Annotated in this window: 23 protein-coding genes; 9 read left to right on the top strand and 14 right to left on the bottom strand. The window is 71.5% G+C overall.

Annotated elements, in window-relative coordinates:
- The first annotated feature begins 33 nt into the window (after window positions 1-33).
- On the top strand, window positions 34-1800 hold the full coding sequence (locus H7827_RS20200) for an ABC transporter ATP-binding protein (protein ID WP_432746814.1): 1767 nt from the start codon (window positions 34-36) through the stop codon (window positions 1798-1800).
- A gap of 42 nt (window positions 1801-1842) precedes the next feature.
- Window positions 1843-2175: a heavy metal-responsive transcriptional regulator gene (locus H7827_RS20195; protein WP_432746813.1), complete on the top strand. Its 333-nt coding sequence runs from the start codon at window positions 1843-1845 to the stop codon at window positions 2173-2175.
- 42 nt (window positions 2176-2217) lie between these two features.
- Here the strand turns inward: H7827_RS20195 and H7827_RS20190 are convergent, their stop codons facing one another.
- A complete protein-coding gene (locus H7827_RS20190; RefSeq protein WP_432746812.1) occupies window positions 2218-2979 on the bottom strand; it encodes an SDR family NAD(P)-dependent oxidoreductase in 762 nt (253 codons plus the stop codon).
- Window positions 2980-3114: 135 nt separating this feature from the next.
- On the opposite strand from H7827_RS20190, the gene H7827_RS20185 reads away from it, so the two are divergent.
- Window positions 3115-3687: a TetR family transcriptional regulator gene (locus H7827_RS20185; RefSeq protein WP_432746811.1), complete on the top strand. Its 573-nt coding sequence runs from the start codon at window positions 3115-3117 to the stop codon at window positions 3685-3687.
- A 21-nt stretch (window positions 3688-3708) separates the two neighbouring features.
- Here H7827_RS20185 and H7827_RS20180 read toward each other — a convergent pair whose 3' ends face one another.
- Window positions 3709-4587 (bottom strand): alpha/beta fold hydrolase, encoded by an 879-nt coding sequence (locus H7827_RS20180; protein WP_432746810.1) that lies wholly within the window; start codon window positions 4585-4587, stop codon window positions 3709-3711.
- 360 nt (window positions 4588-4947) lie between these two features.
- On the opposite strand from H7827_RS20180, the gene H7827_RS20175 reads away from it, so the two are divergent.
- On the top strand, window positions 4948-5898 hold the full coding sequence (locus H7827_RS20175) for a phosphotransferase (protein WP_432746809.1): 951 nt from the start codon (window positions 4948-4950) through the stop codon (window positions 5896-5898).
- 103 nt (window positions 5899-6001) lie between these two features.
- Here H7827_RS20175 and clpX read toward each other — a convergent pair whose 3' ends face one another.
- The 12 genes from clpX to H7827_RS20115 all read right to left on the bottom strand — a co-directional run bounded on the left by clpX (window position 6002) and on the right by H7827_RS20115 (window position 21742).
- Window positions 6002-7264, bottom strand: a complete 1263-nt coding sequence (gene clpX, locus H7827_RS20170) for an ATP-dependent Clp protease ATP-binding subunit ClpX (RefSeq protein ID WP_030725313.1) — start codon at window positions 7262-7264, stop codon at window positions 6002-6004.
- Window positions 7265-7360: 96 nt separating this feature from the next.
- The gene (locus tag H7827_RS20165) at window positions 7361-10399 is read right to left on the bottom strand and encodes a BTAD domain-containing putative transcriptional regulator (RefSeq protein WP_432746808.1); all 3039 of its coding nucleotides are present in this window, start codon (window positions 10397-10399) and stop codon (window positions 7361-7363) included.
- 37 nt (window positions 10400-10436) lie between these two features.
- On the bottom strand, window positions 10437-10886 hold the full coding sequence (locus H7827_RS20160) for a TadE/TadG family type IV pilus assembly protein (RefSeq protein WP_432748011.1): 450 nt from the start codon (window positions 10884-10886) through the stop codon (window positions 10437-10439).
- Window positions 10887-10933: 47 nt separating this feature from the next.
- A complete protein-coding gene (locus H7827_RS20155) occupies window positions 10934-11347 on the bottom strand; it encodes a TadE/TadG family type IV pilus assembly protein (RefSeq protein WP_376049951.1) in 414 nt (137 codons plus the stop codon).
- A 5-nt stretch (window positions 11348-11352) separates the two neighbouring features.
- Window positions 11353-11832 (bottom strand): TadE family protein, encoded by a 480-nt coding sequence (locus H7827_RS20150; RefSeq protein ID WP_078635030.1) that lies wholly within the window; start codon window positions 11830-11832, stop codon window positions 11353-11355.
- A 101-nt stretch (window positions 11833-11933) separates the two neighbouring features.
- The gene (locus H7827_RS20145) at window positions 11934-12164 is read right to left on the bottom strand and encodes a hypothetical protein (RefSeq protein ID WP_030725299.1); all 231 of its coding nucleotides are present in this window, start codon (window positions 12162-12164) and stop codon (window positions 11934-11936) included.
- Between the two features lie 21 nt (window positions 12165-12185).
- A complete protein-coding gene (locus H7827_RS20140; protein WP_386539892.1) occupies window positions 12186-13142 on the bottom strand; it encodes a type II secretion system F family protein in 957 nt (318 codons plus the stop codon).
- The gene (locus H7827_RS20135; protein ID WP_386539894.1) at window positions 13139-14068 is read right to left on the bottom strand and encodes a type II secretion system F family protein; all 930 of its coding nucleotides are present in this window, start codon (window positions 14066-14068) and stop codon (window positions 13139-13141) included. Before H7827_RS20135 ends, H7827_RS20140 begins: the two co-directional genes overlap by 4 nt.
- 7 nt (window positions 14069-14075) lie before the next feature.
- Window positions 14076-15377 carry a CpaF family protein gene (locus tag H7827_RS20130; RefSeq protein ID WP_386539896.1) on the bottom strand — a complete coding sequence of 434 codons (1302 nt, stop codon included), beginning with the start codon at window positions 15375-15377 and terminating at the stop codon, window positions 14076-14078.
- Window positions 15374-16273: a hypothetical protein gene (locus tag H7827_RS20125; protein WP_200366970.1), complete on the bottom strand. Its 900-nt coding sequence runs from the start codon at window positions 16271-16273 to the stop codon at window positions 15374-15376. The genes H7827_RS20130 and H7827_RS20125 overlap by 4 nt, the downstream gene beginning before the upstream one ends.
- A 31-nt stretch (window positions 16274-16304) precedes the next feature.
- Window positions 16305-17006, bottom strand: coding sequence for a hypothetical protein (locus H7827_RS20120; RefSeq protein WP_030725289.1), 702 nt, complete (start codon window positions 17004-17006; stop codon window positions 16305-16307).
- A gap of 146 nt (window positions 17007-17152) precedes the next feature.
- Window positions 17153-21742, bottom strand: coding sequence for an FtsK/SpoIIIE domain-containing protein (locus tag H7827_RS20115; protein WP_432746807.1), 4590 nt, complete (start codon window positions 21740-21742; stop codon window positions 17153-17155).
- Window positions 21743-22023: 281 nt separating this feature from the next.
- Here H7827_RS20115 and H7827_RS20110 point away from each other — a divergent pair, with 281 nt between their 5' ends.
- The 5 genes from H7827_RS20110 to H7827_RS20090 all read left to right on the top strand — a co-directional run bounded on the left by H7827_RS20110 (window position 22024) and on the right by H7827_RS20090 (window position 25366).
- Window positions 22024-22329: a WXG100 family type VII secretion target gene (locus H7827_RS20110; protein WP_432746806.1), complete on the top strand. Its 306-nt coding sequence runs from the start codon at window positions 22024-22026 to the stop codon at window positions 22327-22329.
- Between the two features lie 142 nt (window positions 22330-22471).
- Entirely contained in the window at window positions 22472-22795 is a 324-nt protein-coding gene (locus H7827_RS20105; RefSeq protein WP_030725283.1) for a hypothetical protein, read from the top strand.
- On the top strand, window positions 22792-24120 hold the full coding sequence (locus H7827_RS20100; RefSeq protein WP_432746805.1) for a putative T7SS-secreted protein: 1329 nt from the start codon (window positions 22792-22794) through the stop codon (window positions 24118-24120). Before H7827_RS20105 ends, H7827_RS20100 begins: the two co-directional genes overlap by 4 nt.
- Window positions 24117-24740 (top strand): hypothetical protein, encoded by a 624-nt coding sequence (locus H7827_RS20095; protein WP_432746804.1) that lies wholly within the window; start codon window positions 24117-24119, stop codon window positions 24738-24740. Before H7827_RS20100 ends, H7827_RS20095 begins: the two co-directional genes overlap by 4 nt.
- On the top strand, window positions 24737-25366 hold the full coding sequence (locus H7827_RS20090) for a hypothetical protein (protein ID WP_200366962.1): 630 nt from the start codon (window positions 24737-24739) through the stop codon (window positions 25364-25366). The genes H7827_RS20095 and H7827_RS20090 overlap by 4 nt, the downstream gene beginning before the upstream one ends.
- Window positions 25367-25400 lie beyond the last annotated feature (34 nt).

The raw sequence follows: 25400 nt of genomic DNA, 5'->3' as shown, positions 1-25400 counted from the left end.
CTGATCAACCCCGGGCGCCCCACGCGCGTCCTGGTGAGTGTGACCACTGTCGAATCCCCCGGGGCTCCCCCCGCCTGGCGTGTCCTGCTGAGCTATGTACGGCCGCACCGCTGGGCGCTGGCCGGCGGTGCGTTGCTGGCGCTGGCCACCGGCGCCACGGGCCTCGCCCTGCCGCTGCTCGCCCAGCGGCTGATCGAGAACCTGTCGGCCGACCGCCCGGTGGGCGGGGCGCTCGCCGTGATGACGGTGCTGATGCTCGCCAACGCCGTCCTGGGCGGGTTCGGCGCGTACGTGCTGCACCGCACCGCAGAGTCCGTCGTGCTCACCGCCCGCCGCGCGCTCACCTCCTATCTGCTGCGGCTGCGGATCACCGCCGTGGACCGCTCCGAGCCGGGCGATCTGTTGTCCCGGGTCACCTCCGACACCACGCTGCTGCGCGGCATGACCACCAACTCGCTGATCGGGCTGGCCACCGGCGGGCTCACCCTGATCGGCACGCTGGTGATGATGGCCATCGTCGACCTGGTGCTGCTCGGGGTCACGGTCGCCGTCATCGGGGTGATGGCCGTGCTGATCGGCGTCATCGCGCCGCGCATCAACCGGGCCAGCAAGCGGGCCCAGGAGGCGGTCGGCGCCATGGGCACGGCCGTCGAACGCGTCCTCGGCTCGCTGCGCACCGTCAAGGCGTCGGGCGCCGAGACCCGCGAGGAGACGGTGGTCCACGAGGCCGCGCAGGACGCGTGGCGGCAGAGCATCCGGGCCGCCAAGTGGCAGGCGATCGCCGGGAATCTGTCCGGCGTCGCGCTCCAGGCGGCCTTCATCACCGTGCTGGGCGTGGGCGGCGCCCGGGTGGCCACCGGGTCGATCGAGGTCGGCGCGCTGGTCGCGTTCCTGCTGTACGTCTTCTACCTGATGTCCCCGATCAGTGAGGTGGTGGGCGCCATCACCGGCTACCAGGTCGGGGCCGCCGCCATCACCCGGATCCAGGAGGTGCGCGACCTGCCCTCCGAGCCCCCGGCCACCACCGCGCCGCCCCGGCCGGCCGCACCGCACGCCGCCCCGGCCGCCGTCGCCTTCCACGAGGTCCGCTTCCGTTACACCGACGAACTGCCGGAAGTCCACCACGGGGTGAGCTTCGAGGTGCCACCGCGCGGCATGACCGCCTTCGTCGGCCCCTCCGGCGCGGGCAAGACCACGGTGTTCTCCCTCGTGGAGCGGTTCTACGACCCCACCGAGGGCCACATCACGCTGGACGGCCGGAAGCTGGAGGACTGGGACCTGGCCGAACTGCGCGCCACCATCGGCTACGTCGAGCAGGACGCGCCCGTGCTGTCCGGCTCGCTGCGCGACAACCTGCTGCTGGGCGCGCCCCACGCGGACGAGGCGGCGGTGGCCGAGGTGCTGCGCACCACCCGCCTGGAGGGCCTGGTGGAGCGGCTGCCGCAGGGCCTGGAGACCCTGGTGGGGCACCGGGGCACCAAGCTGTCCGGCGGCGAACGGCAGCGGATCGCGATCGCCCGCGCGCTGCTGCGCCGCCCCCGGCTGCTGCTGCTGGACGAGGCCACCTCGCAGCTGGACGCCGTCAACGAGGCGGCGCTGCGCGACACGGTGGCGGAGGCGGCGCGCGAGACCACGGTGCTGGTGGTGGCCCACCGGCTGTCCACCGTGACCTCCGCCGACCGCATCGTGGTGATGGAGGCGGGCCGGGTCCAGGCGGTCGGCACGCATGCCGAACTCGTCGCGGACAACGCGCTGTACGCGGAACTGGCGGCCACTCAGTTTCTGGCCACGACATCGTGAAGAACGGACGTGGTCAGGCAACGCTCACCTAAGCTACGGGACATGCGCATTGGGACGCTCGCACACGCGGCGGGGGTGACCACCAAGACGGTGCGGTTCTACGAACAGGCCGGGCTGCTGCCCGAACCCCCGCGCACCCCTTCCGGCTACCGAGACTATCCGCCGGAGAGCGCCGACCGGCTGGTGTTCATCAGGACCGCCCAGTCCGCCGGTCTCTCCCTCTCCGAGATCGGTGAGCTGCTGCTGCTCTCGGACACCGACCGTCCGCCGCCCCCGGACACGGCCCGGGTGATCGCGGGCCACCTGCACCGCATCGAGTCCCGGATCGAGGCGCTCACCCACACCCGGGACGCCCTGCGGGCCCTGCGCGGCTGAAACACGCCGGGGGCGGCACCGCGGGGCCCCGCCCCCGGCCGTTCACAGCAGCGCGCCGCCGGAGACCTCCAGGCGCTGGGCGGTGACCCAGCGCATCCCGGGCGAGACCAGCGCGGCGATGGCGTCGCCGATCTCCTCGGGGCTGCCCACCCGGCCCAGCGCCGTGTGCGCCGCGAGGAAGCCGCGCAGCTCCGGGTCGTCCCGCATCGCGCCGCCGTTGAAGTCGGTGGCGCTGGGCCCGGGGGCCACCGTGTTGACGCGGATGCCACGCTGCCCCAACTCGCCCGCCAGGCTGCGGGTCAGGGCCTCGACGGCGGCCTTCGAGGCCGCGTACACGGATGTGCCGGGGCTGACGTGCCGGGTCAGGGAGGTCGACACGTTCACGATCCGGCCGCCGTCGGCGAGGTGCGGCACCAGGGCCTGGATGAGGAAGAACGTGCCCCGGAAGTTGACGCCGACCTGTTCGTCGAAGCGTTCGGGGGTCACCTCCTCCAGGGCGTCGAAGAGGCCGACCCCGGCGTTGTTGACGAGGATATCGAGCCGGTCGTGCCCCCACCGGTCGAGCAGTTCGCCGGTGAGTTCACCGGCGAAGCCCCGGAAGCTCCCGGCGTCGCCGATGTCCAGGCGCAGGGCGAACGCCTCGCCTCCCTCCTCCTCGATCATCCGTACCGTCTCCGCGGCTCCGGAGGCGCCGCTCCGGTAGGTGAGGGCGACCTTGACGCCGCTCCGGGCTAGGGCGCGGGCGGTGCTCCGGCCCAGGCCCCGGTTCCCGCCCGTGACCAGGGCATTTCTCGGTTCGGTCATGTCGGCTCCTGTGGGGTTCCGCGTCCCGCGGACACGGCTGCCCGCGGAGGCTAAGTAAGTAAATACTTATTTATTGCTAGCCTAGGAGGCGCCCTGATCACTGTCAACCGCCCGCCCGCGCGGGCTGGAGAGCACATGCCGCCACGCGACGCAGAGACGACGAAGGCCCGGATCCTGGGGGCGGCGCTCTCGGAGTTCGCCGGACACGGGCACGCCGGCGGGCGCATCGAGCGGATCGCCAAGGCGGCCGGGACCAACGTCCGGATGATCTACGCCTACTACGGCAGCAAGGACCAGCTCTTCGACGCCGCGCTCACCAAGGCGATCACCTCCATGGCCGCCGCGGTGCCACCGCGCCCCGATGACCTCGCCGCCTGGGCGGGCGACCTCTTCGACTACCACCGGCGCGAGCCCGCCACGCTGCGGATCACGATGTGGGCCCAGCTCGAACGCCCGCAGTCCGCGTCCGAGCCCATGGACAGCTACCTCGCCAAGACCACGGCGGTATCGGCCGCCGAGAGCGCGCCGCTGACCGCCGTCGACCTGCTGGTCCTGATCTACGCGGTGGCCCAGGCCTGGTACCTGAGCCCGGTGGGCCTGCTGCGGTCCGACGGGCGGGATCCGGAGGACCCCGCCCGCGTCGCGGCACACCGGGAGGCCGTCGTCACCGCCGTGACACGCATGCTGAACGCCGGAGGGAACGGCTGAGCCCGGGGACGTTCGGGGAGGTCAGCGCGCGAGGAGGTCGCGCAGGCGCCGGGTGATGGCGTCGGGATCCTCCTCGGCCATGAAGTGCCCGCAGGAGACCGTGCCGTGGTCGAGATCCCCGGCCCAGGCGCCCCACAGGGCGGCGGCCTCGTAGCCCAGCCGGGCGCCCCAGTCCTGCTGGAGAACGGTGACCGGCATGGCCAGCCTGCGCCCCCGCGCGCGGTCGGCCTCGTCGTGCTCGATGTCGATGCCGGCCGAGGCCCGGTAGTCCGCCACGATGGAGGGGACGGCCGCGCGGCAGGCGTCGAGGTAGACCTGGCGCACGGCAGGCGGCACGGCCCCGGGGTCGTTCGCCCAGACGTCCAGGAAGTGCGAGAAGAACGCGTCCGAGCTGTTCCGGATCATCTCCTCGGCCAGGCCGGGCGGCTGGGCCATCAGGTAGAGGTGGAAGCCGACGGCCGCCCGTACCCCGTGCAGGGCGTCCCACATGTCCACGGTGGGCAGGACGTCCAGGCAGGCCAGGTGGGTGATGACATCCGGGTGGTCCAGGCCGGCCCGGAAGGCGACCAGGGCGCCGCGGTCGTGCCCGGCGAGCGCGAACCGCTCATGGCCCAGCTCGCGGGCCAGCGCGACGATGTCGGCGGCCATGGTCCGCTTGGAGTAGACCTCGGGTCCGTCCTCGGCGGGCTTGTCGCTGGCGCCGTAGCCCCGCAGGTCGGGGCAGATGACGGTGTGGTCAGCCGCCAGGTTCCGGGCGACGTGCCGCCACATCAGGTGCGTCTGCGGGAAGCCGTGCAGCAGCACGACGGGCGAGCCGGAGCCGCCCACCGCGACGTTCAGCTCCACACCGTCCGCCACCGCCACCCGCTGGTAGGTGAAACCGGGAATGCTCTGCGTCATGGGACTGTGCCTTTCGTTCCGCGGCCGTCGCGCTCCGGGCGGCGGCCGATGCCTCCACTCTCGGGGCCGCGAATCAGCAACGGATGAGCACGCGCGGCTCCGCCCGGTCCGCCGCCCGGAGCGGGCGGTGCGGGGCCGCGTCCGGTACGTGGCCGGTGCCGGGGGTCACGGGTGGCGCCCCCGCCGCAGGCATTGAGGCGAGACGGTTCGTCTTGTTAGGGTGGCGTCATGGCCTACCTCTTCTTCGTCTGAGCCCGGCCCCGGGCGATGCCGCCGTTCGCGCGGCCCACGGCCCGGCCCCGCCCCGACCCGCCCGCCGCACCCGCGGACATCCGCTGAGACGAAGGACCCATGACGCCCATGACCACCCACCTCACCGCGCGCCAGCTCGCCGACCGGACCACCGCCGCCACCGAGGCGGCCGTCGCCGCCGGGCGCGCGCTCGGCCTGACCGTCACCGAACCCACCGTGCTGCACGACGTCTTCTCCGTCGTCGTCCACCTGGCGCCCTCACCGGTCGTGGCCCGGATCCCCACCGTCCTGCCCCGCCCCGACGACCTGGCCGCCCTCGCGCGCCGCCAGCGGGACGAACTGGACGTGACCCAGTGGCTCGCCGGCCAGGGCGTCCCCGTCCTCGCCCCCAGCCCGCTCGTGCCGCGCGAACCCGTCCAACACGGCGGATTCTCGATGACCTTCTGGGCCTACGTCGAGGAGGACCGGACCAAGGAACCCGACTACGCGGCGAACGCCGAGAGCGTCCCCGCCCTGCACGCGGCGCTGCGCTCCTACCCGGGCCGCCTGGGGTTCCTGTCCTCCGCCGAACCCTGGTTCGTCACCGAGGGGCTCGCCCGGCTGGAGGGGCAGCCCGACCTCGTCGGCGGGGACGATCTGGAGCGTGCCCGCCGCGAATGGCGGGTCCTGGAACCCCTCGTGCGCTCACGCGCGGCCTTCGAGGCCCGGTTCCCCGGGATCGGGCTCCAGCCCGTCCACGGCGACTGCCCGCCCGCGAACATCTTCTCCGGGGCGGACGGGGACCGCTACGCCGACTTCGAGATGATCACGCTGGGGCCGGTCGAGTGGGACCTGGCCGCGCTGGGGCCGGAGCTGGAAGCCGCCTATGACCGCGGCGCCCGGGAGAACGGCATGCGGTCGCTGGACGGGGACGTGCTGCGCTTCGTCAACGCCGTGGGCATGCTGCGGGTGATCGCCACCCTCACGCTGGTCCCGCAGCTTCCCCAGCTGACGGAGTACCTCATGCCGGCCGTCGAGCAGTGGCGGAGCACGCCGTTCGCCGGCGGCCTGCACAGCTGACCGCCACCGTCGGGGCCGCGCCGCACGGCCGGCCCCCGGCGGATGAGGAGACGGCCGGGCCCGCGCGGCTCGCGCCCGACCGACGAGGCGTCTGCGACTCAGCTCACTGGCCGCGCCGTTGGCGCGGGAAGCGGGCCCGGTCCGCGTTCTCGATGACGGTGCGCTCGTCGACCACCACGTGGCTGATGTCGGAGCGGCCGGGGATCTCGTACATGAGGGGCTGCAGCACGCGCTCCATGACGCCGCGCAGCGCCCGCGCCCCGGTGCCCCTGCTGATCGCCCGCTCGATGATCGCGTCCAGCGCCGGGCGGTCGAACTCCAGTTGCACGCCGTCGAGTTCGAACAGCCGCTGATACTGCTTGACCAGCGCGTTGCGGGGCTCGGTCAGGGTGCGCAGCAGGGCCGCCCGGTCCAGGGCGGTGACCCGGGTGATGACCGGGAGACGGCCGATGAACTCCGGGATCAGCCCGTACCGCACCAGGTCGGCCGGCTGCACCCCGGCGAACGGGTCGCCGGGCGGCGGCGCGGTGGCCGCCCGCAGTTCGCCGCCGAAGCCGATGCCGCGTCCGCCGAGCCGGTCGCCCACGATGGTCTCCAGGCCCGCGAAGGCCCCGGCGGCGATGAACAGCACCTGGGAGGTGTCGAGTTCGATCAGCTCCTGCTGCGGGTGCTTGCGCCCGCCCTGTGGCGGGATCGCGGCGACCGTGCCCTCCATGATCTTCAGCAGCGCCTGCTGCACCCCCTCCCCCGAGACGTCGCGGGTCAGGGAGGGGTTCTCGCTCTTGCGGGAGATCTTGTCGATCTCGTCGAGGTAGATGATGCCGGTCTCGGCGCGCGCCACATCGAAGTCGGCGGCCTGGAGCAGCTTGAGCAGGATGTTCTCGACGTCCTCGCCGACATAGCCGGCCTCGGTGAGGGCGGTGGCGTCGGCGATGGCGAAGGGCACGTTCAGGGAACGGGCCAGCGTCTGGGCCAGGTATGTCTTGCCGCAGCCGGTGGGGCCGAGCAGCAGGATGTTGGACTTGGCCAGCTCGACGGGCCGTTCGCCGTTCTCCTCGGCGGCGGCGGTGCCGCGCACCCTCTTGTAGTGGTTGTAGACGGCCACCGCCAGGGCGCGCTTGGCGTCCTCCTGGCCGATGACGTACTGGTCCAGATAGCGGTGGATCTCGCGGGGCCTGGGCAGTTCGGTGGGCAGGCTCTCGTCGGGCCTGCCCAGTTCCTCCTCGATCAGGTCGTTGCACACCCCGACGCACTCGACGCAGATGTAGACCCCGGCGGGGCCGGCGATCAGCCGGCGGACCTGCTCCTGGGTCTTGCCGCAGAACGAGCACTTGAGCGAGTGGTCGGCGTCATCGTCGCGCGCCATGACCAAGTGTCAGCCCTCCTCGGTGCCCTTCTCGACATGTCATCAGATGATCTTGCCACCTGAGCGCGGGTGAGGAACCTGGGGAGGGCCGTACCGTCAGCCGGCCGCCGCCACCGTGCTCCGCCACCCCGGCAGCAGTTCGTCCAGCAACGCCTCCGTCTGCGCCGGCAACGCCTGTGCCGGGCCGTACAGATGCGCGTGGTGCGCCAGCAGCCAGTCGGCCGCCCCGCGCAGCCAGTCCGCCTTGCCGGTCGCCTTCGCCGACCGCAGCAGCTCGTTCCACAGCCGCTCATCGGTCGGCGAGGCGGCGAGCGCGGACCTGATCGCCACATACGCCTGCTCACTGCCGCCGCTCGCCAGCTGCTCGGCCGCCAGCTTCAGCGCGATCTCCGAGACCAGCAAGGGGTATTGCGCGTCCACGATCTCATGCTCCAGCCAGCCGAACCGGCCGCCCTCCCGCTGCCCCTGGAGCAGCGGGCCGCGCGCCAGGCTCAGCGCGTCCGTGAGCTGCCGCTTGCGCTCGGCCGCGACACCGCCGCCCACCGACACCGCCTGATGGTGCAGGGTGCGCAGCACATCCCAGTCCGAGACGATCCCCGGCGCCAGCGACAGCCGGCCGTCCTCGGCCGTCAGCAGCCGGGGCGCGCCCGCCGCGTCCGTGCCGAGCCACTCCCGCAGCCGCCCGATCAGGGCCTCCCGTACGTCGTCCGGCACGCCGCGCGGCCACAGCGCGGACGCCAGCACCCGGGGGTGCACGCCCTCGCGGTGCAGCAGCAACAGCGCCAGCGCCTCGCGCAGTTGCTCACCGCGCTCCGGATCGGGCACGGACAGCCCGGTGATCTCGTACCCACCCATCACCTGGGCATACACGTCGGGCTTGCCGCGCTGGCTCAGGTCCACGGCGAACGCGGGCCCGGCGGCACCCGCCGCGCCACCGCCCGGCTCCCGGGTCAGCTCGGCGAACAGCTCCACCACCGCGGCGCGCTGGGCGGCGGGCAGCAGCTGGGCGGTCAGTTCCAGGCCCATCTCGGGCTCGGTCAGCACCCCTTCGCCCGAGATCTCGAACTCCCAGGCGATGCCCGGCAGATCGGGCCGGTCCGAGGTCACCAGATAGCCGATGCCCAGCTGCGCGGAGACCGCGGCGAGCGCCGCCAGCCGTTCCGCCTGCTCGGCCGTCGGCACCGCGCCGATCAGCACCAGATGCGGTGCCCACTGCTGCTGCCTGGCCGGCCCCGTGCGGCCCGTCAGAATCGACTCCTGCCCGGTGTGCCGCAGCGCGCCGCGGCGCAGATTGGTCTCGGTCTCCATGACCTCCAGCAGCCCGGCGACATCGTCCAGATACCGCGCGCGGGTGGGGGCCAGGGCCGTCAGCTCGCCGCCGAAGCCGACCAGGGTGACCGTCATCCGGTCCGCCCAGCCGCTGGTGGCCAGTTCGGCGGCGATGGAGGCCAGCACCGCCTCGCGGTCGGCGCGGGCGCCGGTCACCGACACGATGCCGGGCACCGCCTCCAGGTTGAGCAGCAGCCGCATGTCATCGCGCACGCCCAGGGACACCAGGCCGGGGTACGGGGCCTCCGCGTCCGGCGCGCCGCCGTCGGCGGGCAGCGCGTCGCGGCGCACCGTCCAGTACGTGTCGGACTGGCCCGGCCGCCACGGGGCGGGCGGGCGTCCGGCCGGGGCGGCCAGCTGGAGGTGGAGTTCGTGGTCGGTCAGCCAGGCCGCGTACACCGGGGGCAGCGTCTTGCCCTCGGAATCCAGCGCGGCGGACAGCCGGCGCAGCGCGTGATCGAGGAAGGCGACCGCGTCGGGGGCGGCGCCCACCAGCAGCGCGTCCCGGACGTTGTGCGCGGCGGTGGAGCCCGGCGCCAGGTCGTCGCCCACGCCACGGCCCGCGAGGGTCCCGGCGGCCGACTGCCACAGCGCGTTGCGGCGGGTACGGCCCAGCGCCATCAGCAGTCCGGCGGCGAGCAGCGGGGCGCCGAGCAGCGCCTCGGGCAGCCCGAACCCGCCGTCGTCCTCGGCGGTCGCGGCGGCCTCGGGAGCGTCCTGCGGCGCCTGGTCGGGAAGTTGCTGGAACGGCGTGGTGTCGAAGGCGGGCAGCGAGGGGCCGTTCCCGGCGTCCTCGGGCGCCAGACCCAGCTCGGGAACGCCGATGCCGGCCTGATCGGCCCCGGTGTCGGCGCCGACGCCGGATCCGGCGTCGGTTCCGCCGTTCCCTCCCGCGCCCGGGTCGGCCGAGGGCCACGCGGTGTCCCCGGTGCGCTGGTACTCCCGGAACTCCTCGGCCTCGTCCTGCGACAGCTCCTCGGCCTCGTGCGGCATCTCGACCAGCTCGCCGCCGTGCGCGTCGGCCGGCATCTCCAGAATCCAGCCGGGACGGATCAGCGAGGCCTCGGTCAGCTTCGAACCGTCGGGCTGCACCCGGTCCTTGTTGAGCTGGTAGATCTCCTTGTAGCGCAGCCCGTCGTCCAGGTGCCGCTCGGAGATGCCCCACAGGGTGTCGTGGTGCCGGCCCTCCGGCGGCTGGATGCGGTAGTACTTGGTCGCCGCCTCCGCCGACTCCTCCTCGCCCGCCGCCTCGTTGGGCAGCGCCATGGCGGGCTCCACATCGTTGCCGCCACCGCCGCCGCCGCCCGGCAGATAGGCGTACTCGGGCCCGGCGCCCCCGGGGGTCTGCTGGGCCTCCGCCACCACCTGCGAGGAGTTGCCGCCGTCGAAGGCCCCGCCGATGCCGCTCAGCCCCGGCACGAACGACGCCGCGGAGGCGGTGACCAGCAGCAGCATCCCCACCAGTTGCCGCGCCAGCAACTGGCTGGGCCCGGCGCCCGGCACCCGGGCCGGGATGCCCACCCCGGACAGCGCGGCCTTGACCTCCACCAGTACACACGCGGTGAACTGCGCCCAGGCCACCCACACCAGCAGCGCCAGCACCTTCATGAAGGCGGTGGTGCTGATCTCCTCCTGGAGGGTGTCGAGCCCCGGCATGGTGCGCGGCAGCGGCCAGCCGATCAGCGTGGCCAGGGAGAACGGCACGCCGACGACGAGCGCGGCCAGCGCGACGAAGGCGAGGGCCGCCTTCATGATGTCGCTGAAGCTGCGCCCGACCTTCACGGGCACCGGCGTTCGGTTCGCCATGACGTGAACTCCCCGATGGTGATGGATCAGTGGTCGATCAGTTGATCTGGGCCTCGGCGGTGGCCGTGCCCCAGACTTCGAGCGGACGGTCGAAGAAGAACCCGGTGAACACCGGGCGGTAGGTCAGCCGGATCTGCACCGTGACCCGGTCCACGGACGCCTGCGAACAGGCGGACGCGGCGATGTCCGCCGCGTTCATGTCCACCGAAGCAGCGTACTCGGCGACCCGGTTGGCGCAGTTCCCGAAGTTGATGGGGGCGTTGCCGAGTCCTTCGCGCAGCGCCTCCTCGTCGAGGTCCTGGGCGGCGTACCTGGCGGCCTGTTCGGCGATGTCGGCGGCCCGCTCCCGCTGGTGGATGGCGAGTCCGCCGTCCACCACGAACGCGGCCAGCGCCAGCACGACGATCGCGAAGAAGATGACCAGCACGGCGCCCGAGCCGCGGTCGGAGCCGTCGGCGGGGCCGGTGAGCCGCCGCCTCCGGGGCATCGCGCCCGCCCCGCGCCCGCTGTCCACCGCCGTCTTCTTCTGCCCGTTCACCCCGACCTCCGGTACGGGTCGATCGGCGAGCTGGACGCCCCGCTGAGGGTGGAGGCGACCGGTACCCCGAGCATGTCCAGCGCGCGCACCTTGCAGCTGACCCGCACGCTGAACAGCGAGCCCGCCTCGTGCCCGCCGCCCGAGGTCACCTCGACCCGGACCGTACCGCCCACGCACACCTCGCCCAGTTCCCGCTCGGCGGTACGGGCGGCGGCGGAGGCGGCGGAGGCGCCGTCCCGTTCCAGCGAGCCGGCCCGTGCCGCGTCCCGGGCCGCGCCGCTGACGGCGGCGCGCCCGGAGACCTGCTGGCCCATCGCGACCAGCACCAGGATGAAGGCGATCATGAGCGGCGCGAGGAACACCACCTCGACGGAGGACAGGCCCCGGTCGTCGCGCTGCGCGGCGGCCACGGACCTCACCCCCCGTCCGGCACGAAACGCTCGACCGGCCCCTCGGACGAGGCCCGTACGGTCATGGTCATGCCCGGCACGATGGACGGCACGGTGGCATGCACCTCCACCCGCACGGTGTCCGGCGCCGGCAGGGTGGTGTACACCGACGGCGGGGAGTCGAACATTCCCCGGCCCAGCTGGTCGATGTAGTCGTACGACTTCTCCCGGGCCTTGGACTGCCAGCCCATCGGATCGGCGTCCGCCTCCGCACGGGCGGTGCGGGCGCCGGCCTGCGCGGCGGCCTTGGCGACGTCCTGGGCGAAGGAGTACATGGCGAACTGCACGGCCCCGAAGATCAGGAAGAACATGAGCGGGGTGAGGAAGACGAACTCGATCGCCGAGCTGCCGCGGTCACCGCGCTCGCCCCGGCGCAGCACGGCGCCGCCCCGGTCGGAGCCTTCCCCGATCCGGCGGCGCAGCCAGCGGCCCGCTCGCTTGGTCATCCCCGTGTGCTCCCCGTACTTCCCGTGGTCCCCGTTGTCCCGGTGCTCCCCGTACTCCCGCGCTCCCCGCGTCCCCGCCGGCCCGCGGTACGGGCGCCCGCTCAGCAGTCCGCGTAGTTCACCGCGCCCTGGATGCACTCGCTCACGTTGCCGGCCCGGTCGTCGATCGCGTTCATGATCACGGCCGCCACACCGGCGACGATGCCGACCACGACCGCCGCGATGATGACCCACTCGATGGCGGAGGCACCGCGGTCACGGTCGGCGCCCGCCGTCCGGGAGCGCACCAGGGCGACCAGATAATCGGCCGCCGCGAAACGGAACTTGCTCATGTCACTTACCTCTCAAGCTGGTCATGCCGAGAACACCCGCATTCCGGCCGGATAGATCAGAAAGATCAGAAATCCCAAGCACAGCAGCAGCTGCGCGATCAGCATCGACTGCGATTTCTCCCCCGCGCTTCCCTCGATCTCGGCGAGTTCGCGGTGCCGCATCGTCTCCGAACGGGCGGAGAGCGAGGCCCGCACCTTCGCGCCGTCGTCCGCGACCAGCGCCAGGGACGCGGACAGATCCTTCAGTTCGTCGACGCCCACCTCGTCACCGAGCTTGCCCAGTGCCTGCCACTGCGTCAATCCGGTGATCCGGGCGTCCGCCAGCGCCGACTGGATGCGCCGCAGCGCCCAGCCGTCGCTCACCTCGGCCGCCGCCTTCAGCGCCTCCGGCAGGCCGCGCCCGCCGGCCAGGCTCATGGCCACCAGGTCCAGGTAGGCCGCCACCACCCGGCGGAAGTCACGCCGCCGCGCCTTGGCGTCCCGCCGTACCTCCAGGTCGGGGAGGAAGAAGAACACGGCGGCGAACACCAGCGCCATCCACACCGGGATGACGGGGCTGGCACCGAAGCCGATCAGCCAGGCCATGGAGAACAGGAAGGGCCCGAAGAACAGCCCCGCCGCCGCCAGTACCACCTTCTGCGCCAGGAACGACTCCCAGGTGCGGTCCAGCAGCGCGAGGTCGGCCCGCAGCGAGCGCTGTTCCCAGCCGCGCTGCACGTACAGCTCGGCCAGCCGCTCCCCGATCCGCTCCTGCGCCTCGTCGAACCGGCTGGGCTTCTTGCCCGCGTCCGCGCCGCCCTGGTGCGGCACGGCGCTGTACGGGACGTGCCCGAACCCGGCGCGCTGGCGCAGCGCGTCGATGCGGGCGACGGTGGCCACCGAGCTGCGCCGGGTGGGCATCAGGGCCCGGATCAGGGCGTACGCCCCGAGGCCGAAGACCGCCCCGACCAGAACGGCCGTGGTGATGTCGGAGTTCACGACCGCACTCCCCCTTGTTCGGACGGCTGCCGCTCGCGCAACTGCGCGCTCTCGTCGGCCCGGGCCATGAACCGCTCGGGCACCTCGATCCTGGCCAGCCGCCGCATCCACCAGAAGCCGAGGCCGAACAGGCCGCAGACGATGGCCAGTACGGCCTGGCCCAGGGTGTCGCCGAACGGCTCGACGAAGCCCGGGTTGAAGATGGCGAGCCCGAGCGGGAACGCGACGGACACCCCGACGACGATCTGCACGCTGCGCCGGGTCGAGGCGCGCTGGGCCATGACGCGCTGGCGCATGTCCACTTCCTCGCGCGCCGACTTGGCGAGCGCGCCCAGCACTTCGCGCAGGCCGGGGCCGCGCAGCCGGGCGTTGAGGATGAGCGAGGCGATGATGATGTCGGCGGAGGAATCGTCCAGTTCCTCCGCGAACTCCTGGAGCGCCTCGGGCAGCGGCATCCGCGAACGGAGCCGGTCCACCAGGTTGTTGAGCGGTACGCGCAGCGCGGGCGCGGCGGCGCGGGCCGAGGAGGGGATGGCCTGTTCCAGGCCGACGGCCCCGGCGATGGTGTCGCGCAGGGACTCGGTCCAGCCGGCCAGCGCCTCGACGCGGCGCATGTTGGCGCGCTCCTCGGCGGCGCCGCCGAACAGCTTGCTCCAGGAGAAGACCAGCAGGGCGGTGCCGATGGCGGCGATCGGCCAGCGGGTGAGCAGCAGGACGAGGAGCGCGGCGGCCCCGGCGATGGTGCCGCGGCGGCCGGCGAAGCGGGCGAGTTCGGTCCTGCGGCGCTCGGCGCGGGCGCGTTCCTCCGAGGTCTTCGGGGGGACGCCGCGGATCGCCGTCACGAGCAGCGCGATGCCGCCGCCGACCGCGACGCCGCAGACCAGCGCGTACAGCGCGGTGAGCGAGAACAGCCCGGATCCGGTCATGGCGCGATCACCCCCAGGCTCCTCGGTAGCCGTGCAGGGCCAGTTCGTCACCGCACGAGAGCGCGGCGTGCGCGCGCGGCACCCCGTCCGGGCCCTCGGCGAACACCTCGCTGGAGAGCACCCGGCCGTCCACGCCGTTGACCTCGCGGATGGAGGAGACGACGCGGTGGAGTTTGCCGCCCTGGGCATAGGTGTTGCGGCGTTCGATGAACACCACGAAGTTGACGGCGCCGGCGATCAGCATCTGGCTGGCCTCGATGGGCAGCCGCTCACTGGCCTGGAGCGCGTAGGTGGAGATGCGGTTGAACACCTCGGCGGAGGAGTTGGCGTGGATGGTCGACAGCGACCCGTCGTTGCCCTGGGACATGGCGTTGAGCATGGTGACGATCTCGTCGCCGAGCACCTCGCCGACGATGACCCGGGAGGGGTTCATGCGCAGCGACCGCCGTACCAGCTCGGCCATGGATATCAGGCCCTGGCCCTCGGAGTTGGGCAGTCGTTCCTCGAACGCGACCACGTTGGGGTGCAGTTCGGGGAACTGGTCGAGCCCCAGCTCCAGGGCGCGTTCGACGGTGATCAGGCGTTCCTCGGCGGGGATCTCGTTCGCCAGGGCGCGCAGCAGGGTCGTCTTCCCGGCGTTGGTGGACCCGGCGATCATGATGTTCTTGCGGGCCCGGACGGCGGCGCCGAGGAAGCTGCCCAACTCCGGGGTGATGGTGCCGTTCCCGACCAGGTCGGCGAGGAAGACCTTGCCGAGCCGGGCACGCCGGATGGACAGCGCGGGGCGCCGGGTGACGTCCATGACGGCGGACAGCCGGGACCCGTCGGGCAGCCGCAGGTCCAGCTGCGGGTTGGCGGAGTCGAAGGGCCGGGAGCTGAGACCGGAGTAGGCGCCCAGGATCTGGATGAGTTCGACGAGTTCCTCGTCGCTCTCGGCGACCGGGTCCCCGCGGACCTCACGCCCGTCGGAGTAGCCGATGAAGACCTGGTCGCAGCCGTTGATGTCGATGTTCTCGACGTCGGCGTCGTCCAGCAGCGGCTGGAGCCGGCCCACCCCGAACAGCGCGGCGTGCACGGCGGAGGCGTAGTCCTCCTCGGACTGGGCGTCCAGCGGCGCCCGGCCCTCGGAGATCTCGGCCCGCGCGTACTCCTCCAGCACCTGCGCGATGACGGCGCGGGCGTAGTGCCGTTCGTCCTCGGCGGTCATCGGCCGTACGCCGCTGGCCTGGTCGATGCGCCGCTGCTCGGCGAGGCGGTCGCCCGCCTCCTGCCGGAACCGCTTCACCAGCTGGTGGTTGACCTCGCTCATGCGCCGGCCCCCGGCTGACCGTAGGACGGCGGCGGCGCGTACGCGGCGGCCGGTGCGCCCGGCTGCTGCGGCACGGGCGGGCGGACGGGGTTGAGGTCCGCGCCGTAGGTCTGGTGCACGTCGGTGACGACCTTGCGGGCGGAGCGGACGAGGAGCGACTTGTCGAGCCGTCCGCGCCTGCGGCCGGCCAGTTGCTCGGCCCCGGCGGTGTCCTCGGCGATGAGCCCGACGACCCGGGCACCGCTCTGCGAGGCGATGAGCATCTCGTTGACCTGTGCGGCGATCTTGGCGCCGTGCTGCGGTTCGGCGACCAGCAGCACCCCGATCCGGGGCTGGCCCAGGTGGGAGGTGCCGCGCTGCTGCCCGTGCAGCTTGTTGTGCAGGGCGGCGGCCCGGTCCCGTACGTGGGCGAGGTTCTCGGGCTGCCCGCGGGTGACCAGGAGCAGCAGGGCGGCGTGCGGCAGCAGCGCCTGCGCCGGGGAGTGCGCGTCGAGCCGGCCCAGGTCCGCCAGCACGTCGGCGGCGGCCTCCTGGTGCGGGGACTGCGCCAGTTCGGCGAAGGCCCGCCCCAGCGCGCCCCATTGGCCGGTGAGACCGCCGGACTGGTCGGAGGAGGCCAGGCCGATGATGACGTCCAGGCCGCCCGCGACCCGCTGCGAGTGGTCCCACAGCTGCTCGGCGGCGATCCCGCGGCGCGCGGTGGCGGCGAGCGAGAGTATCCCGGTGCTCGGATCGAGCGGGCGGCCGTTGGCGCCGACCGACCGGTAGACGAGATCCCCGCCGGCCGGGTCGGCCTCGGCGAGCAGCACACGGCGCGGCCACAGCGCGGCCAGCGCGACAGCCGTGGTGGTGACCCCGGGGGCCCCCTTGTCCGCGGCCAGTGCGATCAGCGCCATCTGCTCAGTTTCTCCTCGTCATGTGCTCGGCTCAGTTGCTCGCGGCGATGATGACGAGCGAGACCTCGCCGGCGGAGGCCGCCCGGGTCAGCGCCGCCGCGTCCTCGCGGGCCACCCGCAGGGTCACGGGCAGCGAGGTGTTGCCGATGGAGTCCCCGCTGCCGTGCACGACGGACACGTGGGCCTCCTCGGTGATGACCGTCTGCTGGGTCGAGCTCTCCTCGTCCCCGCTGTTGCGTTCGCGGCCCACCCAGTAGGCGGCGACGGTGTCCCCCGCCTTCAGGCCGGCCGGGAACTGCCCCGGCTGGAGGGAAACTCCGACAATGACTTCGTCCTCGGGCAGGGTCTCTTCCCCGGTCAGCATTTCGCCGATCAGAATAGTGCCGCCCACCAGATCGGTGGCCGCCCGGAGTTCTTCTTTCAGCTGGCCGCGCTGTTCCCAGCGCACATAGTTGACCGATGAATCATCAGCCACGAGAACCGAGGTCATCGCGGATTCCGGAATGGTGCCGCCCATGGGCACCCGTTCCGTGATCCTGACGGCCTCGATCCGGTCCCCCGCCTGCATCACCAGCATGGTGGCGCCCAGCGCCCCCGCCAGCACCAACAGGGCGGCCAGGGCGGCGAGCGCCGGCTTGCGCTCACGCGGCGGGGCGGGCAGCCGGTCCCCCATCACCGGCCCGGCGGCGATGGACTTCTTCGCAGCCGCAGATGCCCGGTCCTGAGTTCTCATGCCATCATCCCCGCCATCGAAATCCCCGAGCAAACAAGCAATCTTCACTTCTCCAGCAAAGCCGTCGAAACGCTATCAGCAGCTCCGGAGGCGCAACAACGCTCCTGGCGTCACACCTGGGCAACAGCTCGGCGACAGCGATCGGCTCACGGCACCGGAATCCGCACCGTCATCGGCACACCGTCACCGAGATGCAGAATCCCGTGGCCCGGCTTGGGCTGCGCGACGGCCACACTGCGGGAAAGCTTCGCCCCGATGAGATCGCCGTGCCGGTGCGACTGCGGCGACAACAGCACACCCCTGCGGGCCTTCTTCGCCTCGGCCTGCCAGCCGGTGAATCCGGCGCACACACTCTCGGCGTCGCCCGCGACCACCACGGCCCGGCCCGTCTCACCGCCGCGCGTGACAATCGCCCGCAGTTCCTCGTCCGCCTTGCAGCGGCGCAGATCCTCCGCGTCGTCCATCAGCAGAACGATCGGCTCCTCACGCGAGGACGTCCCCATGACCTCCCGCAGTTCGGCCCCGCTCATCTCCGCCTCCGTCAGCACCGCCAGAACGCCCGGCCGGCCCTCGAGATCACGCATGGGCGACTCCCGGGGCGCCGAAACCACCACGCGTACTCCCTTGCGCAGCAGGGACATCGCCAGCAGGTGCAGCACCGTGCTGCGGCCGGACTTGGCCGGCCCGGCGATGACAAAACTGCGGACCCCGGTGCCCAGATCCGGGCCGAACGCGGTCAACTCGTCGCCGCCCACCCCGACCAGGCCCCACAGCGGAGCGTCGGACGCGGCCGGGTCGCGCATCTCCCAGGCCGCGTCGAAGGTGAGCCGCTGCGGCAGCACATCGACCCGGAAGGGCCGCCGGGCACGGGCGACCTGCGCGTCGCGCCGGGTGACGTGCTCGGCGATCTCGGTCAGCGCCGCGGCCTGACCCTGACCGCTCAAGTCCTCGCTCAGCACGGCGACCTGGCTCTCCCCGGCCGAAACCGCCCGGAACATCCGCCCCTGCGGCATGTTCTCCGGAAGCTTCCGCGCGTTGAGCCCAGCCGCCGCGTAGTCGGTGCGATCCGCCATCCGGAAGACGAACTTGTCCTCGCTCAGACCACTGATCCGCCCGGCCATCAGCCGCTGATCCCCCGTGATGACCGCGTGGATCCCGACGCTGGCGCCCTCCCGCATGATGAACTGCAGCTGATCCGTCAGGGCACCCAGATCGATCTCCCCCAGGGTCGCCGTCCAGCCCTCCCAACGGTCCAGCAGCACCACGATGTGCGGCAGCCGCTCCCCGTCGGCCGCGGCCTGCCGCTGCTCGGTGATGTCCGCCAGGGCGTCCTGGGAGAGCAGTTCCTGGCGCCGCAGGACCTCCTCCTCCAGCCTCTTGAGCAGGCGCTTCGCCCGGTCGACCTGACTGCGCGCCACCACCGCGCCGCAGTGCGGCAGCTTGGTCAGAACGTTCAGCGCGCCGTTGCCGCAGTCGAATCCGTACAGATGGACGTCCTCGCTGGAGTGCGTCAGCGCGATGGAGCCCGCGATGGTACGCAGCAGCTGGGAGCGGCCCATCCGGGGCGCACCCGCCACCAGCAGATGACCGAAGGTCTTGAAGTCGATGGCGAGCGCGCGGCGGCTCTGCTGTTCCGGCAGGTCCTCGATGGCGTACGGGACCGCGGCGAGCGGTCCGGACGCCTCGGCCCGGGGCAGTTCGCTCAGCAGAACCCGGTCGGGCAGCGGTGGCAGCCACGGGCTGTGCTGCGGCGGGAGCCCGAGCCGCTGGTTGGCGTCGATCACGGTCTCCACGAGCACCCGCAGATCGGTGTTGACGTCCTCCGGCGCCCGACCGCCACCCGCAGGGCGCTTCTGCTGGGGGCGGCCGAGGCCCGGCCACAGCAGATCCGTGGACCAGGGCCGGGCGATCGCGGGGTCCGCGGCGCCGGGACGCCGGCCACCGACACGGCCGGACTGGAAGGGGACCAGCGAGGCATGGCCGAGTCGCACGTAAGCGCGGCCCGGGGTGTTCTTGGCGATCATGCTGGCGTCGGGCGCGTCGATGACGTCGGTGGACTCCGCGGGGTCCGTCACCCGCAGCGCGATCCGCAGGTTGGTGTTGGCGCGGATCTCCGGCGAGATCACACCGGAGGGACGCTGAGTGGCGAGCAGCAGGTGGATACCGAGCGAACGCCCTCGCTGAGCGATATTGACCAGGCCCTTCACGAAGTCCGGCAGTTCGCGGACCATCGAGGCGAACTCGTCGATCACGATCAGCAGCCGGGGCATCGGCCGGTGACGACCGGGCTCGCGCCGGCACAGATCCTGGTAGTCCTCGATGTCCTTGGCGCCCACCTCCGCCAGGATGTGTTCCCGGCGGGTCAGCTCGGCTCCCAGCGACCGCAGGGCCCGCTCCACCAGATGGTTGTCCAGGTCGGTCACCATGCCCACGGTGTGCGGCAGTTGCACACAGTCCTTGAACGCGGCGCCACCCTTGTAGTCCACCAGGACGAAGGTCATGTTCTCTGGGGTGTTGGCCACCGCCAGTGAGGCGACGATCGTCTGCAGCAGCTCGGACTTGCCGGAGCCGGTGGTACCGGCGATCAGTCCGTGCGGTCCGTCCCGCCGCAGATCGATGGCGAACGGGCCGTCGTACGACTCGCCCAGCACCGCGACGGTGGACTGGCCCCCCGCTTGCCAGCGGGCCATGACGGAGCCGGCCGTGGGCGGCTCCATCCGCAGCACATCGAGCAGCCGGCTGGCCGCCGGGAGGCCGGCGTCCTCCGCCTCCGCACTGATGTCCCGCAGCGGGGACAGCGAACGTCCCAGCAGATCCGTCCACTCCGGCGCCACCAGATCGGGGCGCACTCCCCGGATCCTGGGTTTCTTGGCCTGTTCCACCCGGAGCCGGTCGAAGGAGGTGGCAGCAGGCTGCGAGGTCTGTCCCGCACCCGGCCAGGCGGGCGGCCCGCCCGGCGCCCCCGGCACTCCGAACCCGGCGCCCGGGGGCTGGCCGGCGACGGCGGGGGGCTGTCCGTAGCGCTGGAACTGCTGGTACGCCTGGAGCTGGTAGCCGGGCTGGAACTCCCACGCGGCGTGACCCGCTCCGGTGTCGCGCGGCTCGGCCACCGCCACCGCCTGGCACTCGCCGGGCAGAAAGCGTTCCTCGTCGTCGAGACACAGGGAGTACATGGAGACGCCCGGGCCCTCCTTGAGGAGACGGATCACCCCGGGAAGCGAGCGCAGCCGGCGTGAACCGTCGAAGACGATCACGATGTCGGGGTCGCCGAAGGACCCCTTGCCGCGGGTCTTGCGGCTCGCGGAGAGCCGGCCTTCCAGCAAGGAGCTCAGCTCGGCAAGCCGGGCCCCCACCGTCTCGGCGTCGTTGCCGATCAGCACGTGGGCGTCCTGGTCCGCGGTCGGCCTGGAGTGCGGCAGCCAGCGCAGCCATTCCCAGCTCGACTGTCCACCTGAATCCGTCAGGACATAGAACTGCACATCGAGCGGACTGTGCAGAACGGCCAACTGCCCCACCGCCCAGCGCCCCATGGCACGGGCCATGTCCCCGGGGGCGGCGAAACCGACGACGCCGTGCTCGGCCAGCGGAATGGTGACGGGGGCGTCCGCGATCCGCCAGGTGACCTCGCGGCGGTGCTCGTCCTGTTCGGGATCGGTCAGGACCACAGCGGAATCGAGCTCAGCCGTACCCACCCGCAGCAGCAGATGGTCCTCATCCGTGCGACGTCGCTCCCACAAGCGGGTACGGGGGCCGGTGGCCGCGGACAGGACAGTGGCCGGATCAGGGGCGATGTGCCGGCGGATGTACCGCTCGGCGATCAACGCCGCCTGAGCGTCCCGCTCGATCCGCTCCTTGGTCTCCTTGTACTCCCTGACCGTCTCCGCGTGCTTCTTACCGCCACGCTTCTTTTGGTAGCAGTAGTTGCCGAACAGCATGATCGGGGTCAGCACCGCGAGCAGCAGGAAGATCCAGCGGTCCCGGATGATGGCCAGCATCACGGAGCCGACCAGGGGGACGAACGCGGTGATCCACGGCAGTGGCCGGGGCTCCGGATCGGCGGGCTTCTTCGGCAGCCGGAAATGGTCCGGCTGCTCCGGGGGATGCAGCCGGGGCGGGCGGTTGTAGTCCAGACCGACACCGTCGTCGGACACCTTCAGCGCGGCGTCCGGGGGGAAGTACGGGGTCAGTTCCAGCAGCGAGTTACCCACCGCGATCTGGGCACCCAGCGGCCAGTCGTGCCGTGCTCCCGGGTCCTTGGGGGCCACCCCGTCGATGGTGATGGCCGTGTCGTGGGCCTGAACGGAGGCCGTGCCGTCCGCCATGATGCGCAGCGTCAGGGCCCGTCCGGCGAGTTCGGGATCGTTGACACGTATGGGTACGGCTCCCTGGCCGATATCGATCCGTCCCACGCCCAGGCGGTGTACCGCGCCCGCGGCGGGGCCACCGACCACACGCAGCTCCGCGATCCCCGTCGGCTCCAACGGCGGGCAGCCCGCCGGATCGCGCAGGCTCACCACGACGCCCTCACGCAGCGGCGACCGCTCCAGCGACAGGGCGGGGTCCACCGGCGCGCCGTCGACGAACACCGTGACATCCGCGGGCTGTTGCGCGTGAGCGCCGAGCAGCCCCAGGAACTCGGGAACAAGATCGGCCACGGCGATCTGAGGGTCGGCGTCGAGCACGCCGTCCACTCGATGGCCCGCTACCGGATCGACGACGGTCAGGGACAGCCGCACTGCTCACTCTCCGAATGGTGGGGGATTCGCTCGTGATGTCGGCCAACTTAGCCGACTGGCCCACGCGCCTCGGCGGCGAGTTCCGGACCGTCTGCGACCACCTTGTCATGGGCCGGCCCAACGATTGTCACAGCCATGTACCACGACGGCATCAAGCCATGTGCCCGCGCGGCGTACCGACGTACCCTGAGGTGCGGAACACGGGGGCCGCTCGGCCACCACATTGACCGTTCTTCGCGGTCGCCGGGGACGGTGCCGCACACCGAGGAAAGGGGCCTGCTGTGGCCACCGACAAGCTTGCTCTCACACCCGATGACATGCGGGACTTCGGCGCGCATCTGCAGGCGGAGCAGGAGCGCTTCGAGCGAGAGCTGGGAGAGCTGAAGTCCCAGGTCAACGACCTGACTTCAGAGGGGTTCAACACGCCGCAGGCGTCCGAGGCGTTCGACGAGGTGTACGAGGAGTTCACCACCAACGTCACGCAGCTACTGGAGAGCATGGGTGGCCTGGGCAACTTCCTGATCATGGCCGCCGACGGCTTCGAGGGCCAGGACATCGACTTCGCGGCGGCGGTCAGCGGCAGCTGACCCCTGCGGGGCGGCGGAGCCGCCCGACCGTCTCACCTCCCGCTGGGGGGCGGCGCACCGGTTTTCCGGCGTGCCGCCCCCCAGCGGGCCATCGTTGTCCACTCTCCACCTCACGACATGTTCCATAAGGGGGACCGCCGGCATGGGCGGTAACACTGACCAGATGCGGGCCGATCTCGAACGTATCCGCGAGTGCGCGGACGCGATTCTGGGGATTCACGACACCTTCGCCAACTCGGCCAACCCTGCCGAGGGTTATGGCAAGTCAGAACTGGGCGCCACCACGCTGCTCGACGCGTTCGACGACTTCGAGGACAACTGGAGCATCCGGCGCGGCAAGCTCACCGACGAACTGAAGGCACTGGGCGACATCGTGGCCGGCGCCGCCGAGATGTACGAGGGCATCGACCGCGAACTGGCACAGGCGCTCAGGGACAACGACGCGGCGCGTGAGGGGGCATCGTGAGCAGGTCATCCGCGGGGGGCGACTGGTCACTCGTCGGGGAGTCCAGCGACCCGGTCCCCGGCGATCCGGAGGAGGTCGCGACCCTCGGCCGGGAACTGCGGCAGATGGCGGACGCCATCCAGCAGCAGGCGAGTGAGATCGAGGCGCTGGCCAGCGTCGACAACTGGAACACGCCCACGGCCGCCGAGTTCAAGGACAAGGCCGACGGCACCAGCGAACGGCTGCGCAAGGCGTTCGACCGCTACGACACCGCGGCCAAGGCGCTGGGCACCGACGTCAAGGACTTCGGCGAGGACTACGACGACCACACCGAGTACGCCTCCGAACTGCACCGCGCCCAGCTGAAGGCGGACCGGGCCCTGTCGGAGGCCGAGGAAGCCGACCAGGACCTGCGAACGGCCACCAATGCCCTTGACGCGCTGGACGACGACGTCGAGGACGATGACCCCGACAAGACGCGGCTGGAGGACAAGCAGGAGGCGGCGGAGGGCACACTGAGTACCGCCCGGACCCTGATCTCGACCGCCAAGCAGATCCGCGACACCGCGGCCGACGCCGCCGCCGGAGCCATCCGCGAGGTCATCAACAACGACGGGATGAAGGACAGCGGCTGGGACAAGTTCCGCTACTACCTCGACAAGGTCGCGGCGGTCGCCGGCGTCGTCGCGGCGGTCCTCGGTGTCATCGCCCTCATCGTCGGCGTCTTCATCACCGGAGGAGCCCTTCTGGCGGTCCTGGGGTGGGTTGCCTTCGGGTTGACGGCCATCTCCTTCGCCAACAACGCCATCAAGTTGGCTCATGGCGAGGGGAGCTGGCTGGACCTGACCCTCGACGCCATCGGTCTGGTGACCTTCGGCGTCGGCTCGGTCGCGGCCAGGGGCCTCAGGCCCGCGGCGCAGGGGGCGCTCGGCACCGCGCGCCGGGCCTTCACCGGTGTCGCCCGGCGGTCGGGCAATGTGCGGCAGTGGATGCAGAACGCGGGCATCAACTCCCCCAGTGGAGCCGCTCTGGGTCAGGCCATCAGAAACATGCCGTCACGCATGTTCCCCTCCATTCCCATGCCCTCCAGCATCCCGCGTGCGCTGAGCTGGGCTCCCAACGCGGAAATCCGGGGCCTCACCAACACTCTTGCCCACATGGGGCCGGATGTCCTTGCGAATCCCGCGGTGCGGGGCGCGATTCAGAACTTCAATTCCCAGTCGATCTCCTGGGTCACCGCCACCATGTCCGGTACGGCAGCCGGCACGTATGCCGGTATCAAGGGGCAGGAAGCGTTCATGGATGTGATGGGTGATGTGACGGGATGGGTGGGGAGCAAACTGTGACAACCTCGCAGCAACCACAGGAGGCGCAAACGGGTGCGCCGGACGACTACCGTCTGCTGCTCCCCGAGGACTGGTACCGCATCCCCCTCGAACCCGAGCGGTGCATCCGTTCCGTCGACGCGCTCGTCGAGCGGCAGTTCAAGGGCGTGGACGACGCTCCCCACGTGAAGAAACGGGTCCGCGACGAGTTGCTGGATCAAGCCGACAAGGCCATCGCCAACGGCGGCGTCGAGATGTACCTGAGTCTGATGAAGGTCGGTCCGATCCCCGTCTCCGCCTCGCTGGTCATCACCTTCATCGGCTCCGGCCCCGATGCCGGCGACTTGGAGTCAGTGGCAGCGGACATCCAGCACGCGAGCACCGACGGGGCGAAGGCGACTGTGGTGGAGCTGCCGTGCGGTCCTGCCGTACGCGCCCGCAGCAGCGCGGAGATGGGCCGGGACGAGACGTCGGGTGAGGTCCTCTCGAGCGCAGCGGTGGACTACTACCTGCCGATCCCGCACAGCGAGGCGTTCCTGTTGCTGTCGTTCTCCACGCCGCTGGAGGCCATCGCCGAGGCCATGGTGAGGCTCTTCGACGCCGTTGCCACATCGTTCGCCTGGCAAGGAGGATATGCATGAGGACGCTGCCGGATGTGACCCTTCAGTACCCGGAGCCCTGGTTCCAAGTGCCGGTCGACCCCGGTGCGGATCTCGAATCCTGGGCCCTTCAGCACGCGGAACGGATCGTCCAGGACGCCATGACGGCGGATCCCCTGGTGGCGGGGACCTTCAAAGGAACTGTCAAAGGCATCGCCAAGGAACTGCGCGGGCGGGCCGCGGGGTTGCAGAACAGAAACCTCACTGCGGCGTTCTTCTGCATCCCGCCGGGGCTCGCCAGCTCGGATGTCAGCCTGGAGCTCATGATCATCTACCCGGATGAGGATGGCCCGGATCCGTCGCTCGAACTGTTCACGGACCTCTGCGTCACCCGGGAACTGGGCGAGCCCGACATCCAGAACATGGACCTTCCCTTCGGTCCGGCCGTCCGGATCCGGCAGAACTACCTCGGTGAGAAGACGAACTGGTTCGGCGGTCGTCCTGTGCTGAACAGCCTCATTTATGGAGTGCGCCCTCCGGGACAGACCGATCTGGTGTCGGTGACCGCCCTCTGGCTCGATACCGGGATCAGCGACGTGATCGAGGAATGGACGGATGAGATGCTGCAGACGCTGAGGTTCGCCCATCAGGCCACACCTCCGGACTGAACCCATCCGATCCGGCGATCGACAGAGGATCCAT

The sequence above is a fragment of the Streptomyces sp. JH002 genome (assembly GCF_050916115.1).
Classification (GTDB): domain Bacteria; phylum Actinomycetota; class Actinomycetes; order Streptomycetales; family Streptomycetaceae; genus Streptomyces; species Streptomyces xiamenensis.
Note: the sequence above shows the minus strand (reverse complement) of the source record. Positions and strands in the feature narration are given on the sequence as shown.

Excerpts from the sequence above, each read along its gene's own strand:
- H7827_RS20195 (WP_432746813.1), top strand. The coding sequence starts at position 1,843 with ATGCGCATTGGGACGCTCGCACACGCGGCGGGGGTGACCACCAAGACG.
- H7827_RS20190 (WP_432746812.1), bottom strand. The coding sequence starts at position 2,979 with ATGACCGAACCGAGAAATGCCCTGGTCACGGGCGGGAACCGGGGCCTG.
- H7827_RS20185 (WP_432746811.1), top strand. The coding sequence starts at position 3,115 with ATGCCGCCACGCGACGCAGAGACGACGAAGGCCCGGATCCTGGGGGCG.
- H7827_RS20180 (WP_432746810.1), bottom strand. The coding sequence starts at position 4,587 with ATGACGCAGAGCATTCCCGGTTTCACCTACCAGCGGGTGGCGGTGGCG.
- H7827_RS20175 (WP_432746809.1), top strand. The coding sequence starts at position 4,948 with ATGACCACCCACCTCACCGCGCGCCAGCTCGCCGACCGGACCACCGCC.
- clpX (WP_030725313.1), bottom strand. The coding sequence starts at position 7,264 with ATGGCGCGCGACGATGACGCCGACCACTCGCTCAAGTGCTCGTTCTGC.
- H7827_RS20165 (WP_432746808.1), bottom strand. The coding sequence starts at position 10,399 with ATGGCGAACCGAACGCCGGTGCCCGTGAAGGTCGGGCGCAGCTTCAGC.
- H7827_RS20160 (WP_432748011.1), bottom strand. The coding sequence starts at position 10,886 with ATGCCCCGGAGGCGGCGGCTCACCGGCCCCGCCGACGGCTCCGACCGC.
- H7827_RS20150 (WP_078635030.1), bottom strand. The coding sequence starts at position 11,832 with ATGACCAAGCGAGCGGGCCGCTGGCTGCGCCGCCGGATCGGGGAAGGC.
- H7827_RS20145 (WP_030725299.1), bottom strand. The coding sequence starts at position 12,164 with ATGAGCAAGTTCCGTTTCGCGGCGGCCGATTATCTGGTCGCCCTGGTG.
- H7827_RS20135 (WP_386539894.1), bottom strand. The coding sequence starts at position 14,068 with ATGACCGGATCCGGGCTGTTCTCGCTCACCGCGCTGTACGCGCTGGTC.
- H7827_RS20130 (WP_386539896.1), bottom strand. The coding sequence starts at position 15,377 with ATGAGCGAGGTCAACCACCAGCTGGTGAAGCGGTTCCGGCAGGAGGCG.
- H7827_RS20125 (WP_200366970.1), bottom strand. The coding sequence starts at position 16,273 with ATGGCGCTGATCGCACTGGCCGCGGACAAGGGGGCCCCCGGGGTCACC.
- H7827_RS20120 (WP_030725289.1), bottom strand. The coding sequence starts at position 17,006 with ATGAGAACTCAGGACCGGGCATCTGCGGCTGCGAAGAAGTCCATCGCC.
- H7827_RS20105 (WP_030725283.1), top strand. The coding sequence starts at position 22,472 with ATGGGCGGTAACACTGACCAGATGCGGGCCGATCTCGAACGTATCCGC.
- H7827_RS20090 (WP_200366962.1), top strand. The coding sequence starts at position 24,737 with ATGAGGACGCTGCCGGATGTGACCCTTCAGTACCCGGAGCCCTGGTTC.